Source organism: Mesobacillus jeotgali (assembly GCF_002874535.1).
GTDB classification, from domain to species: Bacteria; Bacillota; Bacilli; order Bacillales; family Cytobacillaceae; genus Mesobacillus; species Mesobacillus jeotgali.
Map to the genome: position 1 here is coordinate 4,552,227 of NZ_CP025025.1, position 14,774 is coordinate 4,567,000.

10 protein-coding genes, 6 tRNA genes and 3 rRNA genes are annotated in these 14,774 nt (G+C 47.8%); all 19 read left to right on the forward strand.

What is annotated here, in order from left to right; translation table 11 throughout:
* Positions 1–95 precede the first annotated feature (95 nt).
* The 19 genes from cysK to CD004_RS22770 all read left to right on the forward strand — a co-directional run bounded on the left by cysK (position 96) and on the right by CD004_RS22770 (position 14,758).
* Entirely contained in the window at positions 96–1,022 is a 927-nt protein-coding gene (gene cysK, locus CD004_RS22680) for a cysteine synthase A (RefSeq protein ID WP_102264822.1), read from the forward strand.
* A 171-nt stretch (positions 1,023–1,193) separates the two neighbouring features.
* Entirely contained in the window at positions 1,194–2,591 is a 1,398-nt protein-coding gene (pabB, locus tag CD004_RS22685) for an aminodeoxychorismate synthase, component I (RefSeq protein WP_233434908.1), read from the forward strand.
* Complete coding sequence (pabA, locus tag CD004_RS22690; RefSeq protein ID WP_102264824.1) at positions 2,588–3,178, forward strand: aminodeoxychorismate/anthranilate synthase component II; 591 nt, start codon at positions 2,588–2,590, stop codon at positions 3,176–3,178. The genes pabB and pabA overlap by 4 nt, the downstream gene beginning before the upstream one ends.
* Entirely contained in the window at positions 3,178–4,053 is an 876-nt protein-coding gene (pabC, locus tag CD004_RS22695; protein WP_102264825.1) for an aminodeoxychorismate lyase, read from the forward strand. Before pabA ends, pabC begins: the two co-directional genes overlap by 1 nt.
* On the forward strand, positions 4,050–4,883 hold the full coding sequence (gene folP / locus CD004_RS22700; RefSeq protein WP_102264826.1) for a dihydropteroate synthase: 834 nt from the start codon (positions 4,050–4,052) through the stop codon (positions 4,881–4,883). The genes pabC and folP overlap by 4 nt, the downstream gene beginning before the upstream one ends.
* A complete protein-coding gene (folB, locus tag CD004_RS22705) occupies positions 4,876–5,235 on the forward strand; it encodes a dihydroneopterin aldolase (RefSeq protein ID WP_102264827.1) in 360 nt (119 codons plus the stop codon). The genes folP and folB overlap by 8 nt, the downstream gene beginning before the upstream one ends.
* 2 nt (positions 5,236–5,237) lie before the next feature.
* Positions 5,238–5,765 carry a 2-amino-4-hydroxy-6-hydroxymethyldihydropteridine diphosphokinase gene (gene folK / locus CD004_RS22710; protein ID WP_102264828.1) on the forward strand — a complete coding sequence of 176 codons (528 nt, stop codon included), beginning with the start codon at positions 5,238–5,240 and terminating at the stop codon, positions 5,763–5,765.
* Positions 5,717–5,920, forward strand: a complete 204-nt coding sequence (locus tag CD004_RS22715) for a helix-turn-helix domain-containing protein (RefSeq protein ID WP_102264829.1) — start codon at positions 5,717–5,719, stop codon at positions 5,918–5,920. The genes folK and CD004_RS22715 overlap by 49 nt, the downstream gene beginning before the upstream one ends.
* 36 nt (positions 5,921–5,956) lie before the next feature.
* Positions 5,957–6,958, forward strand: a complete 1,002-nt coding sequence (gene dusB / locus CD004_RS22720) for a tRNA dihydrouridine synthase DusB (protein WP_102264830.1) — start codon at positions 5,957–5,959, stop codon at positions 6,956–6,958.
* Positions 6,959–7,168: 210 nt separating this feature from the next.
* Positions 7,169–8,653, forward strand: a complete 1,485-nt coding sequence (lysS, locus tag CD004_RS22725) for a lysine--tRNA ligase (RefSeq protein ID WP_102264831.1) — start codon at positions 7,169–7,171, stop codon at positions 8,651–8,653.
* 421 nt (positions 8,654–9,074) lie between these two features.
* Positions 9,075–10,624 (forward strand): 16S ribosomal RNA (locus CD004_RS22730).
* A 207-nt stretch (positions 10,625–10,831) separates the two neighbouring features.
* Positions 10,832–13,766: ribosomal RNA gene (locus CD004_RS22735) — 23S ribosomal RNA — on the forward strand.
* 99 nt (positions 13,767–13,865) lie between these two features.
* A 5S ribosomal RNA gene (gene rrf / locus CD004_RS22740) occupies positions 13,866–13,981 on the forward strand.
* Together the 16S, 23S and 5S rRNA genes with 6 tRNA genes alongside form the textbook arrangement of a ribosomal RNA operon.
* Positions 13,982–13,989: 8 nt before the next feature.
* Positions 13,990–14,065 (forward strand) — tRNA-Val (locus CD004_RS22745).
* A 177-nt stretch (positions 14,066–14,242) separates the two neighbouring features.
* Positions 14,243–14,315, forward strand: a tRNA-Thr gene (locus tag CD004_RS22750).
* Positions 14,316–14,325: 10 nt separating this feature from the next.
* Positions 14,326–14,401: transfer RNA gene (locus CD004_RS22755), tRNA-Lys, on the forward strand.
* A 65-nt stretch (positions 14,402–14,466) separates the two neighbouring features.
* Positions 14,467–14,551, forward strand: a tRNA-Leu gene (locus CD004_RS22760).
* A gap of 36 nt (positions 14,552–14,587) precedes the next feature.
* Positions 14,588–14,662 (forward strand) — tRNA-Gly (locus CD004_RS22765).
* Positions 14,663–14,669: 7 nt separating this feature from the next.
* A tRNA-Leu gene (locus CD004_RS22770) sits at positions 14,670–14,758 on the forward strand.
* Positions 14,759–14,774 lie beyond the last annotated feature (16 nt).

Sequence of the window (14,774 nt, forward strand, 5' to 3'; positions counted from 1 at the left end):
TGACCATGATGAAGCATACTAATTGACATAGACCTAAAGTGCTGGTAAATTTTAATAAAACCAATTAAAATAGTCGGATTAAAGGGGTGGGTAATTTGGTACGTATTGCAAATTCTATTACTGAGCTTGTCGGCCAGACACCGATTGTGAAATTGAACAGACTTGTGGATGATCAAAGTGCGGATGTTTATTTAAAGCTTGAATACATGAATCCGGGCAGTAGCGTGAAGGACCGTATCGCATTGGCGATGATTGAGGATGCTGAGGCAAAAGGGACCTTGAAACAAGGGGATACAATCATCGAACCAACGAGCGGAAATACCGGAATCGGACTGGCGATGGTAGCAGCAGCCAAAGGCTACAAAGCAATTCTCGTCATGCCCGAGACAATGAGTATGGAGCGCAGAAATCTGCTTCGTGCTTATGGGGCGGACCTGGTATTGACTCCTGGCCCCGAAGGAATGGGCGGCGCGATTCGCAAAGCGGAGGAACTAGCAAAGGAAAATGGTTACTTCATGCCTCAGCAGTTCGAGAATGAATCAAATCCTTCTGTCCACGAGAGAACGACCGGACCGGAAATCGTCGAGCAGATGGGTGAGCAGCTGGATGCCTTCATTGCAGGTATCGGCACGGGCGGAACGATCACAGGAGCAGGTAAAGTCCTTCGTGAAAAATACAAGAATATCAAGATCATCGCTGTTGAGCCGACCGACTCCCCGGTATTATCCGGCGGAAAACCTGGACCTCACAAGATCCAGGGAATCGGTGCAGGATTCGTTCCTGGTGTACTTGATACAAATGTGTATGATGAAATCTTTAAGGTTGAAAATGAGCAGGCATTCGACTACGCCCGTCGCGCGGCAAAAGAAGCAGGAATCCTCGGCGGAATCTCTTCAGGTGCAGCTATCTATGCAGCTTTGGAAACAGCGAAAAAGCTCGGCAAAGGAAAAAAGGTGCTGGCAGTCATCCCAAGTAACGGAGAACGTTACCTGAGCACACCACTATATCAATTCGAAGACTAATTCGAAGACTAATTATATGAAGAGGCAGGCTGATGAGCTTGTCTCTTTTGTTTTTTTTAGAAAAATCTCTTGCAAAACCGACATTTTCTTGAAAAAACCATTATTTTAAAAATGAAAGCGCGCCCTTCATCATGTATGATGGATTAAGAGAAAAAAATAGGGGTGAAAAGCTTGCCGCACTATAGCATTCAATCAAAAACGATTCCTTATACAGCTTCACGTTTTTTTCATCAATATGATCATATTGCACAACAATATAAAGAGCATGTCGTCCTCGAAAGCGGGAGAGGCGGGCGGTACAGTATCGCCGCATTCAATCCCGAGATAATTTTTTCGGGTAAAAATAATCAGCTGACCATCACACAGGGTGGTTCGTCAAGTACGCTGGAGGGAAACCCTCTTGAATTAATGAAAAATCAAATGGAAAAGTATCAGGTGCCTGCAGTAGAAGACTTGCCGGATTTCCAGGGGGGTGCGATCGGCTATCTGAGCTATGATTATGCACGTTATATCGAAAAACTTCCTGCACTTGCTAAGGACGATTCCGGAATCCCGGAAGTCTACTTCCAGCTATTCAAGGAATGGTTTGTTTTTGACCATCAGACAGATAAGCTGTGGCTAATGGTTTTAACTGAAAAAGGACAAGAGCAGCAGGCAGAGGACAAGCTTTCAGAGTGGAAAGGGCTGTGGGAGGAAAACACACCGGCCATTCCTGCTGAAAAAAAGCCTGCTCGTGATGATCTGCAAGTATCCATGGATGAAGCTGAATTCATCGAGGCGGTTGAAAAGGTGCAGCAATATATTGCCCAGGGAGACGTCTTCCAGGTAAATCTATCTGTCAGGCAGTCCAAGCCGATTGAGACGGAAGCGATTGAAGTGTACAGGCAGCTTCGTAAGCTGAACCCATCTCCATATATGGGTTACCTGCACACACAAGAATTCCAGCTCGTCAGCGGTTCGCCTGAACTTTTAGCAAAAGTAAAAGGTTCTGAGGTCAGCACAAGGCCGATTGCCGGCACGAGATCAAGGGGCAGGACAGATGAAGAAGATTTGCAGCTTGCCAATGAACTGATCAACAATGAAAAAGAGCGTGCGGAACACGTCATGCTAGTAGACCTTGAAAGGAATGACCTCGGCAGGGTGTGCAAGTTCGGTACGGTCGAAGTCAATGAGTTCATGGTCATTGAAAAGTACTCGCATGTCATGCATATCGTTTCTAATGTCCGGGGAGAGTTGGCAGAGGGCGAGACCTGGTTCGATGTTGTCAATGCGACCTTCCCTGGGGGTACGATTACCGGTGCTCCGAAGGTAAGGACAATGGAAATCATTGAAGAACTTGAGCCGGTGAGACGCGGACCTTATACGGGCTCGCTTGGGTGGTTCGGTTTTAACGGCAACATGGAGCTGAACATCATTATCCGGACGATGCTGGTCAAGGATGGGATGGCTCATGTCCAGGCAGGAGCAGGTGTCGTCATCGACTCGATCCCTGCCAATGAATACAAAGAATCGTTAAAGAAAGCAATTGCTCTTTGGAAGGCGAAAGAGCTTGCGGAGGGTAAAGCATGATTTTGATGATTGATAATTATGATTCATTCACATATAATCTCGTTCAGTATTTGGGTGAAATGGGCGAAGAGCTCAATGTCATCCGCAACGATCAGACGTCCATCAAAGGCATTGCGGAGCTTGACCCACAGTTCTTGATGATCTCGCCGGGGCCGTGCAGCCCGAATGAAGCAGGCATCAGCCTGGAAGCAATCAAGAATTTTTCAGGCAAGACACCGATTTTCGGTGTCTGTCTCGGTCATCAGTCTATCGCGCAGGTATTTGGCGGTGACGTGGTCCGTGCGGAGCGGCTCATGCATGGCAAAACTTCTTTGGTCTATCATGATGGCAAGACGATTTTTGAAGGATTGGAAAATCCATTCCCTGCGGCTCGCTACCATTCGCTCATCGTAAAAAAAGAAACCCTTCCCGACTGTCTGGAGGTCTCAGCATGGACGCAGGAAGGCGAAATCATGGCGATCCGCCACAAAACGCTTCCTGTCGAAGGCGTTCAATTCCACCCGGAATCAATTTTAACGACGCCAGGAAAGCAGCTTCTGCGCAATTTCATTGCCCATTACAAAACTGCTAAGGAAGTAAGTTTATAATGTTTGTATACATGAATGGCCAGTTCGTCTCAAAGGATGAAATCACTATTTCCCCTTTTGACCACGGCTTCCTTTACGGTTTGGGCGTGTTCGAAACGTTCAGGATATACAATGGCCATCCTTTTCTGCTGGATGATCATCTGGAGCGGCTGAATGCGAGCCTGCGTGTTTTGAATATCGAAGCTGAATTTACACGGGAGGAAAGTGTTAAGATCCTCGAAGGCTTATTAGCTAAAAATAATCTCAAGGATGCCTATATCCGCTTAAATTTTTCGGCTGGGAATGGCGATATAGGTTTGCAGACAGGGAGTTACCGGGAACCGAATGTGATCGTATTTGCGAAGCCGCTGCCGCCTGCTGGGGAGATGAGTGAGAAAAAGGCTGTTCTCCTGGACTTGAGGCGTAACACACCCGAGGGAGCAGAGCGGCTGAAATCCCACCATTATCTTAATAATATACTCGCCAAGCGTGAGGTAGGTCCTGCAATGGATACAGAAGGAATTTTCCTGACAGGTGATGGCTTTTTAGCCGAAGGAATTGTCTCGAATATTTTCTGGTACAGGGATGATGTCCTGTATACGCCTGCTGTCGAGACGGGGATTTTGAATGGGATCACCCGCAGGTTCGTCATCGCGCTTGCCCGCAACGCAGGCATCGAGGTTCGTGAAGGCTTTTACAAAAAGAAAGAAGCCGAAGCAGCTGATGAAATGTTCCTGACTAATTCAATTCAGGAAATCGTTCCGGTCAGGGACTTTTCAGGAAAAAGCTTTCCCGGGAAATCAGGCGTGTTGGTGAACAGCCTGTTTGACAAATATGAAGCTAAACGGGAAACAATATGGAGCAGAACGAAATTGGATGGAGGAGCTCATACATGAATACCGTGATAAAAGCCGGTCCTTATACACTGGACTTCACCAATAAAACACTGATCATGGGGATATTGAACGTTACGCCTGATTCTTTTTCAGACGGCGGGAAATACAATCACCTTGATCATGCTGTCTTACATGCTAAACAAATGATCGCTGACGGAGCGGATATTCTTGATATCGGAGGCGAATCGACAAGACCGGGACATGAACGGATCTCTGATGAAGAGGAGATTGGCAGGGTGGTACCGGCGATTGAAGCCATTTCGAAAGAAGTTCAGGTACCAATCTCCATTGATACTTATAAATCGAAGGTTGCCAAAAGTGCCGTCGATGCTGGAGCTACCATCATTAATGATATCTGGGGAGCGAAGGAAGATCCGGAAATCGCCAATGTTGCGGCAGAAACCGGAGTGCCGATCATCCTGATGCACAATCGGAACGACCGCAATTATTCAAACTTCATTCGTGACGTGCTAAATGACTTGTATGAAAGCATCACAATCGCTAAAAAAGCAGGAGTCAGCGATGAGCAAATTATCCTTGACCCTGGAATCGGCTTTGCAAAAAACCTCAGGGAAAACCTTGAGATGATGCGCCACCTTGATATGCTTGTGTCTTTAGGATATCCCGTCCTCCTTGGCACATCAAAAAAGTCGATGATCGGCGGCGTGCTCGATCTGCCTGTTACGGAAAGAACAGAAGGTACCGGTGCTACTGTGTGTTACGGAATCCAGAAAGGCTGTCAGATTGTCCGGATCCATGATGTGAAAGAGATGGCACGGATGGCAAAAATGATGGACGCGATGATGGGAAAGGGTGAATACAGTGGATAAAATACATGTGAACCAAATGGAGTTTTACGGCTATCACGGTGTTTTTCCTGAAGAAACAAGATTGGGCCAGCGTTTTGCTGTAGATTTAACGGTGGATCTGGACCTTTCGAAGGCGGGAAAAAGCGATGATCTTAATGAGTCAATTAACTATGCGGATTTATATATGGTCTGCAAGGAAATTGTTGAAGGCCAGCCATTTAAGCTTGTCGAAGCGATTGCTGAAAAAATTGCCGGGACGATTCTTGAGCGTTTTTCGCTGGTGGAAGCATGCCACGTGAAAGTCATCAAACCGGACCCGCCGATACCCGGCCACTACAAATCAGTTGCAGTTGAGATCACAAGGAGCAGATGACAGTGGAAAACAATGCATATATTGCGCTAGGGTCCAATATGGGTGACCGCTTTGGGTATTTGACACAGGCAATCATCCTCCTTGAAAGCCATGAAAACATCACAGTGATAAAAACTTCTTCCGTCTATGAGACTGACCCGGTAGGCTACACTGACCAGGATCAATTTTTAAACATGGCCATTCAGGTAAAGACGAGCCTTGAACCAATTAAACTTTTGGATACCTGTCTTGAAATCGAATTAAAGCTTGGGAGAAAAAGGGAAATAAAATGGGGGCCTAGAACGCTAGACCTTGACATTTTGCTGTATAATCACGAAAATATTGAAACAGAGAAGCTTACAATTCCGCACCCTCGGATGAGCGAACGCGCATTTGTAATCCTTCCATTGCTTGAAATGGACCCAAATCTCATGCTCCCAACGATGAAGGAGCCACTGAAAAACTGTTTACTAAGTATACCGGATAGAGAAGGAGTACGAATATGGAAGCAGAAAAATGGGGAAGGCGTATTCGCGCTTATCGAAAGTTAAAGGGCTATACGCAGGAAAGCTTCGCAAAAGAGCTAGGGGTTTCTGTCTCCATCCTGGGAGAAATCGAACGTGGCAACAGGATGCCTGATGAAAGACTGATCAATATGATCGCCGAATTCCTTGATGTTGGATTAGATGAATTAACCCCACAGTAGGATTAATATATTAATAGGACCATAAGGAGGAATGAAATGCTTAAGATTGGCGATATTGAAATGAAAAACCAGGTCGTCCTCGCACCGATGGCCGGCATTTGTAACTCGGCATTCCGCCTGACGGTCAAAGAATTCGGCGCTGGACTTGTATGTGCCGAAATGGTCAGCGACAAAGGAATTGTTTCTCAAAACGACAGGACACTCGATATGTTATATATAGATGAACGTGAAAAGCCGTTGAGCCTTCAGATTTTTGGCGGTGAAAAGGATACACTTGTGAAGGCCGCACAATACGTGGACAAGAATACAAATGCCGATATCATCGATATCAATATGGGATGCCCGGTGCCGAAGATCACGAAATGTGATGCAGGTGCTAAATGGCTGCTGGATCCAAACAAAATCTATGAAATGGTATCAGCAGTTGTTGATGCAGTTGAAAAGCCGGTAACGGTGAAAATGCGCATGGGCTGGGATGAGGATCATATTTTTGCCATCGAGAATGCGCAAGCTGTAGAGCGCGCCGGCGGTAAGGCAGTTGCTCTTCACGGTCGTACACGTGTACAGATGTATGAAGGAATAGCGAATTGGGATATCATCCGGGACGTGAAGCAGGCTGTAAATATTCCTGTAATCGGCAACGGGGATGTCCAGACTCCTCAGGATGCCAAGAGAATGCTTGATGAGACAGGTGTAGACGGAGTTATGATCGGACGGGCTGCTCTAGGGAACCCGTGGATGATCTACCGTACGGTAAAATATCTGGAATCAGGCGAATTAATGGGTGAACCAAATGCACGAGAAAAAATCGATGTCAGCATCCTGCACCTTGACCGCCTGATCGCTTTGAAAAATGAACATATTGCCGTACGCGAAATGCGCAAGCATGCTGCTTGGTACCTAAAAGGCATTCGAGGCAACGCAATAGTCCGTAACGGAATCAATGAGTGCAACACAAGAGACGAGCTTGTCAATTTGCTGACAAACTTCGCGGATGAAGTAGAAGCAAAAGAGCAAGAAGCTCATCAGGTTGGATAAAAATTGACATTAACGGTCACTTTTCCTATAATACCTTTATCCTTAAATGTAACTGCCAGTGGACAAACTGGCAGTTTTTATTCTATTTGGCGATTAAAAAGAGATTTTTAATGTCTGAATACGTTTGTTTGTGTAAAATAATAAAAGTATCCATCTAACATAATCAGGATTACATAATAAATCTATTATATATATTGGAGTGAAAGCGACATGAGTCATGAAGAATTGAATGACCAGCTCAGAGTCAGAAGAGACAAAATGAGTTCATTGCGTGAAAAAGGCATGGATCCTTTCGGCAAAAGATTCGAACGCACTCATCTTACTGAAGAGCTGATTAATGAATACGGTGAAATGGAAAAAGAAGAGATTGAAGCAAAAAATGTATCGATCAAAATAGCTGGACGGATCATGACAAAACGCGGAAAAGGAAAAGCCGGCTTCGCGCATATCCAGGACCTAGCTGGCCAAATCCAGATTTATGTCCGCCAGGATGCAGTCGGTGAAGAACAATATGAAGTTTTTGATTCAGCTGATCTCGGTGATATCATCGGTATAGAGGGAACGCTTTTCAAGACAAAGGTTGGCGAGCTTTCAATCAAAGCTCAAGAATTTGTGTTCCTGACAAAAGCACTTCGTCCGCTTCCGGAAAAATTCCACGGACTGAAGGATGTCGAGCAGCGATACCGTCAGCGTTATCTTGATCTGATTACCAGCAATGACAGTAAGACGACTTTCATCAACCGCAGCCGCATCATCCAATCAATGCGCCGCTATTTGGATGGACAAGGATATCTCGAAGTAGAAACGCCATTAATGCATTCAATTGCCGGTGGAGCTTCTGCGCGTCCGTTCATCACGCATCATAACGCACTTGATATGCAGTTATACATGAGAATCGCGATTGAGCTTCACTTGAAGCGCCTGATTGTCGGCGGCCTTGAAAAAGTATACGAAATTGGCCGTGTATTCCGTAATGAAGGTGTTTCGACGAGACATAATCCGGAATTCACAATGCTAGAACTTTATGAAGCATATGCTGACTGGAGAGACATCATGTCACTTACTGAGAACATGGTTGCGTACATTGCTCAAGATGTTCTTGGTACAACGACAATCCAGTATGGCGAATATGAAATCGATCTTAAGCCAGAGTGGAAGAGAGTCCACATGGTAGATGCGATTAAGGAATATACAGGAGTAGACTTCTGGCCACAAATGAGCACGGAAGAAGCTCGTGCACTTGCCAAGGAGCATGGAGTGGAAATCACTGAGCACATGCAGTATGGCCACATCGTCAATGAGTTTTTTGAGCAAAAGGTAGAAGAGCATCTGATTCAGCCGACATTCATTTACGGTCATCCGGTTGACATTTCTCCACTCGCGAAAAAGAATGACGAAGACCAGCGCTTCACAGACCGTTTCGAATTGTTCATCGTAGCAAGGGAGCATGCGAACGCATTTACTGAGCTGAATGATCCGATTGACCAAAGAGAGCGTTTTGAAGCTCAGCTAAAAGAAAAAGAACAAGGAAATGACGAAGCCCATGAAATGGACGACGATTTCATCGAAGCATTGGAATACGGAATGCCTCCAACAGGCGGACTCGGAATCGGTATCGACCGATTGGTCATGCTGCTGACGAATTCACCATCCATCAGGGATGTACTATTATTCCCATTGATGCGTCACCGTTAATAGATAGGAGGAAAGGCAAAACGGCATTGGCCGCTTTGCCTTTTTCATTTAATGAAGCAATGAGAGATCATTCTTAACAAAAGTAAACTCTTTACAGATAGATTTGGACACAGAAATATGAATTATCTTTCTTTTAATAACACGAATAAAAATAGCAAAAAGATATTGCTATTGCAGAATAAAGGTGCTATATTTATATCTGTTGCTACGAGCTACTTAGTTAGCGACAAAGAAAATCAAAAAACTTATTGACATCGGGTTTTGAACCTGGTAATATATAAGAGTTGCTTCTAACGGAGCGGCAAAAAATTGTTCTTTGAAAACTAAACAAACAAGCGTCAACAAACAATAAATTATCATGACTTCTATTATAGAAGAACATGAGCCAACGTTTTAACTTTATGAGCTAACTCATAACTCTTTCTTGGAGAGTTTGATCCTGGCTCAGGACGAACGCTGGCGGCGTGCCTAATACATGCAAGTCGAGCGGATCTTCATTAGCTTGCTTTTGAAGATCAGCGGCGGACGGGTGAGTAACACGTGGGCAACCTGCCTGTAAGACTGGGATAACTTCGGGAAACCGGAGCTAATACCGGATAATCCTTTCCCTCACATGAGGGAAAGCTGAAAGACGGTTTCGGCTGTCACTTACAGATGGGCCCGCGGCGCATTAGCTAGTTGGTGAGGTAACGGCTCACCAAGGCAACGATGCGTAGCCGACCTGAGAGGGTGATCGGCCACACTGGGACTGAGACACGGCCCAGACTCCTACGGGAGGCAGCAGTAGGGAATCTTCCGCAATGGACGAAAGTCTGACGGAGCAACGCCGCGTGAACGATGAAGGCCTTCGGGTCGTAAAGTTCTGTTGTCAGGGAAGAACAAGTATCGGAGTAACTGCCGGTACCTTGACGGTACCTGACCAGAAAGCCACGGCTAACTACGTGCCAGCAGCCGCGGTAATACGTAGGTGGCAAGCGTTGTCCGGAATTATTGGGCGTAAAGCGCGCGCAGGCGGTTCCTTAAGTCTGATGTGAAAGCCCCCGGCTCAACCGGGGAGGGTCATTGGAAACTGGGGAACTTGAGTGCAGAAGAGGAGAGCGGAATTCCACGTGTAGCGGTGAAATGCGTAGAGATGTGGAGGAACACCAGTGGCGAAGGCGGCTCTCTGGTCTGTAACTGACGCTGAGGCGCGAAAGCGTGGGGAGCGAACAGGATTAGATACCCTGGTAGTCCACGCCGTAAACGATGAGTGCTAAGTGTTAGAGGGTTTCCGCCCTTTAGTGCTGCAGCAAACGCATTAAGCACTCCGCCTGGGGAGTACGGCCGCAAGGCTGAAACTCAAAGGAATTGACGGGGGCCCGCACAAGCGGTGGAGCATGTGGTTTAATTCGAAGCAACGCGAAGAACCTTACCAGGTCTTGACATCCTCTGACAACCCTAGAGATAGGGCGTTCCCCTTCGGGGGACAGAGTGACAGGTGGTGCATGGTTGTCGTCAGCTCGTGTCGTGAGATGTTGGGTTAAGTCCCGCAACGAGCGCAACCCTTGATCTTAGTTGCCAGCATTCAGTTGGGCACTCTAAGGTGACTGCCGGTGACAAACCGGAGGAAGGTGGGGATGACGTCAAATCATCATGCCCCTTATGACCTGGGCTACACACGTGCTACAATGGATGGAACAAAGGGTCGCGAAGCCGCGAGGTCGAGCCAATCCCATAAATCCATTCTCAGTTCGGATTGCAGGCTGCAACTCGCCTGCATGAAGCCGGAATCGCTAGTAATCGCGGATCAGCATGCCGCGGTGAATACGTTCCCGGGCCTTGTACACACCGCCCGTCACACCACGAGAGTTTGTAACACCCGAAGTCGGTGGGGTAACCTTTTGGAGCCAGCCGCCTAAGGTGGGACAGATGATTGGGGTGAAGTCGTAACAAGGTAGCCGTATCGGAAGGTGCGGCTGGATCACCTCCTTTCTAAGGATATTGCCGTAAAGGCAATCGGAATGCGAATCTTTCGATTCGTACTGTTGTACGCTTGTTTGTTTAGTTTTGAGGGAGCAATTCTCTCAAAGCTTTTTTGTTCCTTGAAAACTAGATAATCGTAAGTAAGAAGAACCAAGAAAAAACCGAGTGATCGCCATTTTAGTTTTTCTCTCTATTCAATAGAGAAATGACCTTTTAGGTTAAGTTAGAAAGGGCGCACGGTGGATGCCTTGGCACTAGGAGCCGATGAAGGACGGGACTAACACCGATATGCTTCGGGGAGCTGTAAGTAAGCTTTGATCCGGAGATTTCCGAATGGGGAAACCCACTGTTCGTAATGGAACAGTATCTTTACCTGAATACATAGGGTATTGAAGGCAGACCCGGGGAACTGAAACATCTAAGTACCCGGAGGAAGAGAAAGCAAACGCGATTCCCTGAGTAGCGGCGAGCGAAACGGGACATAGCCCAAACCAAGAGGCTTGCCTCTTGGGGTTGTAGGACACTCAACATGGAGTTACAAAGGAACGGGGTAGATGAAGTGGTCTGGAAAGGCCCGTCAGAGAAGGTAAAAACCCTGTAGTTGAAACTTCGTTCCCTCCTGAGTGGATCCTGAGTACGGCGGGACACGAGAAATCCCGTCGGAAGCTGGGAGGACCATCTCCCAAGGCTAAATACTCCCTAGTGACCGATAGTGAACCAGTACCGTGAGGGAAAGGTGAAAAGCACCCCGGAAGGGGAGTGAAAGAGATCCTGAAACCGTGTGCCTACAAGTAGTCAGAGCCCGTTAATGGGTGATGGCGTGCCTTTTGTAGAATGAACCGGCGAGTTACGATTACATGCAAGGTTAAGTTGAGAAGACGGAGCCGCAGCGAAAGCGAGTCTGAATAGGGCGAATGAGTATGTGGTCGTAGACCCGAAACCAGGTGATCTACCCATGTCCAGGGTGAAGGTTGGGTAACACCAACTGGAGGCCCGAACCCACGCACGTTGAAAAGTGCGGGGATGAGGTGTGGGTAGCGGAGAAATTCCAATCGAACTTGGAGATAGCTGGTTCTCTCCGAAATAGCTTTAGGGCTAGCCTCACGTTGTAAGAGTCTTGGAGGTAGAGCACTGTTTGGACTAGGGGCCCTCATCGGGTTACCGAATTCAGACAAACTCCGAATGCCAAAGACTTATCCGTGGGAGTCAGACTGCGAGTGATAAGATCCGTAGTCAAAAGGGAAACAGCCCAGACCACCAGCTAAGGTCCCAAAGTATACGTTAAGTGGAAAAGGATGTGGAGTTGCTTAGACAACCAGGATGTTGGCTTAGAAGCAGCCACCATTTAAAGAGTGCGTAATAGCTCACTGGTCGAGTGACTCTGCGCCGAAAATGTACCGGGGCTAAACGTATCACCGAAGCTGTGGATTGACATCTTAGATGTCAGTGGTAGGAGAGCGTTCTAAGGGCGTTGAAGTCAGACCGTAAGGACTGGTGGAGCGCTTAGAAGTGAGAATGCCGGTATGAGTAGCGAAAGATGGGTGAGAATCCCATCCACCGAATGCCTAAGGTTTCCTGAGGAAGGCTCGTCCTCTCAGGGTTAGTCGGGACCTAAGCCGAGGCCGAAAGGCGTAGGCGATGGACAACAGGTTGATATTCCTGTACCACCTCTTTATCGTTTGAGCAATGGGGGGACGCAGTAGGATAGGGTAAGCGCGCTGTCGGATATGCGCGTCTAAGCAGTTAGGCTGCAAGTGAGGCAAATCCCGCTTGCGTGAAGGCTGAGCTGTGACAGCGAGGGAAATATAGTACCGAAGTTCCTGATTCCACACTGCCAAGAAAAGCCTCTAGCGAGATAAAAGGTGCCCGTACCGCAAACCGACACAGGTAGGCGAGGAGAGAATCCTAAGGTGAGCGAGAGAACTCTCGTTAAGGAACTCGGCAAAATGACCCCGTAACTTCGGGAGAAGGGGTGCTCATTTGGGTGAATAGCCTAGATGAGCCGCAGTGAATAGGCCCAGGCGACTGTTTAGCAAAAACACAGGTCTCTGCGAAGCCGCAAGGCGAAGTATAGGGGCTGACGCCTGCCCGGTGCTGGAAGGTTAAGAGGAGGGGTTAGCTCACGCGAAGCTCTGAATCGAAGCCCCAGTAAACGGCGGCCGTAACTATAACGGTCCTAAGGTAGCGAAATTCCTTGTCGGGTAAGTTCCGACCCGCACGAAAGGCGTAACGATCTGGGCACTGTCTCAACGAGAGACTCGGTGAAATTATAGTACCTGTGAAGATGCAGGTTACCCGCGACAGGACGGAAAGACCCCGTGGAGCTTTACTGTAGCCTGATATTGAATTTTGGTACAGCTTGTACAGGATAGGTAGGAGCCTGAGAAACCGGAGCGCCAGCTTCGGTGGAGGCGTCGGTGGGATACTACCCTGGCTGTATTGAAATTCTAACCCACGCCCCTGATCGGGGCGGGAGACAGTGTCAGGTGGGCAGTTTGACTGGGGCGGTCGCCTCCTAAAGAGTAACGGAGGCGCCCAAAGGTTCCCTCAGAATGGTTGGAAATCATTCGCAGAGTGTAAAGGCACAAGGGAGCTTGACTGCGAGACCTACAAGTCGAGCAGGGACGAAAGTCGGGCTTAGTGATCCGGTGGTTCCGCATGGAAGGGCCATCGCTCAACGGATAAAAGCTACCCCGGGGATAACAGGCTTATCTCCCCCAAGAGTCCACATCGACGGGGAGGTTTGGCACCTCGATGTCGGCTCATCGCATCCTGGGGCTGTAGTCGGTCCCAAGGGTTGGGCTGTTCGCCCATTAAAGCGGTACGCGAGCTGGGTTCAGAACGTCGTGAGACAGTTCGGTCCCTATCCGTCGTGGGCGCAGGAAATTTGAGAGGAGCTGTCCTTAGTACGAGAGGACCGGGATGGACGCACCGCTGGTGTACCAGTTGTCTTGCCAAAGGCATCGCTGGGTAGCTATGTGCGGACGGGATAAGTGCTGAAAGCATCTAAGCATGAAGCCCCCCTCAAGATGAGATTTCCCATAGCGCAAGCTAGTAAGAACCCTGAAAGATGATCAGGTTGATAGGTCAGAGGTGGAAGCGCGGTGACGTGTGGAGCTGACTGATACTAATCGTTCGAGGACTTAACCAAATAGATTACTCGTTTCTTCTTATTCTTCTTACACATTATCTAGTTTTGAGGGAACAAAGTTTTTTGCGAAGCAAAATAACTAAAACCTCAATCAAATAGTCTGGTGGCGATGGCGAGAAGGTCACACCCGTTCCCATACCGAACACGGAAGTTAAGCTTCTCAGCGCCGATGGTAGTTGGGGGTTTCCCCCTGTGAGAGTAGGACGCCGCCGGGCATATATATGGAGGATTAGCTCAGCTGGGAGAGCATCTGCCTTACAAGCAGAGGGTCGGCGGTTCGATCCCGTCATCCTCCACCATATATTCTCTACAAAGAAAATATAAATGCCGGTGTAGCTCAATTGGTAGAGCACGAACGAATATGCTCCTTTGAGAAACATCAGCGTACTGATCGAGCTGCTGCTTGATTATGCTTACTGAGATCAGGACGACGAATACTTGTCCAGGGTTCAATATTAATAACTTTTACACACTATGCCGGTGTAGCTCAATTGGTAGAGCAACTGACTTGTAATCAGTAGGTTGGGGGTTCAAGTCCTCTTGCCGGCACCTTTTGTACGAGCCATTAGCTCAGTCGGTAGAGCATCTGACTTTTAATCAGAGGGTCGAAGGTTCGAGTCCTTCATGGCTCACCAAGATTTTTTTGCGCCAGCAAAAATAATCTTCCTTAATTTCTGCTTCGGCGGAATAAATTCAATATGCGGGTGTGGCGGAATTGGCAGACGCACCAGACTTAGGATCTGGCGCCGCAAGGCGTGGGGGTTCGACTCCCTTCACCCGCACCATAGTTTTTTGCGGCAGCAAAATAACTTTCCATAAATGCGGAAGTAGTTCAGTGGTAGAATACAACCTTGCCAAGGTTGGGGTCGCGGGTTCGAATCCCGTCTTCCGCTCCATTTCTTAGCCGGGGTGGCGGAACTGGCAGACGCACAGGACTTAAAATCCTGCGGTAGGTGACTACCGTACCGGTTCGATTCCGGTCCTCGGCACCAAGTTAGCTAAAAACTA

Coding starts and splice junctions, on each gene's coding strand:
- lysS (WP_102264831.1), top strand. CDS start 7,169: ATGAGTCATGAAGAATTGAATGACCAGCTCAGAGTCAGAAGAGACAAA.
- CD004_RS22715 (WP_102264829.1), top strand. CDS start 5,717: ATGGAAGCAGAAAAATGGGGAAGGCGTATTCGCGCTTATCGAAAGTTA.
- pabA (WP_102264824.1), top strand. CDS start 2,588: ATGATTTTGATGATTGATAATTATGATTCATTCACATATAATCTCGTT.
- dusB (WP_102264830.1), top strand. CDS start 5,957: ATGCTTAAGATTGGCGATATTGAAATGAAAAACCAGGTCGTCCTCGCA.
- folP (WP_102264826.1), top strand. CDS start 4,050: ATGAATACCGTGATAAAAGCCGGTCCTTATACACTGGACTTCACCAAT.
- pabC (WP_102264825.1), top strand. CDS start 3,178: ATGTTTGTATACATGAATGGCCAGTTCGTCTCAAAGGATGAAATCACT.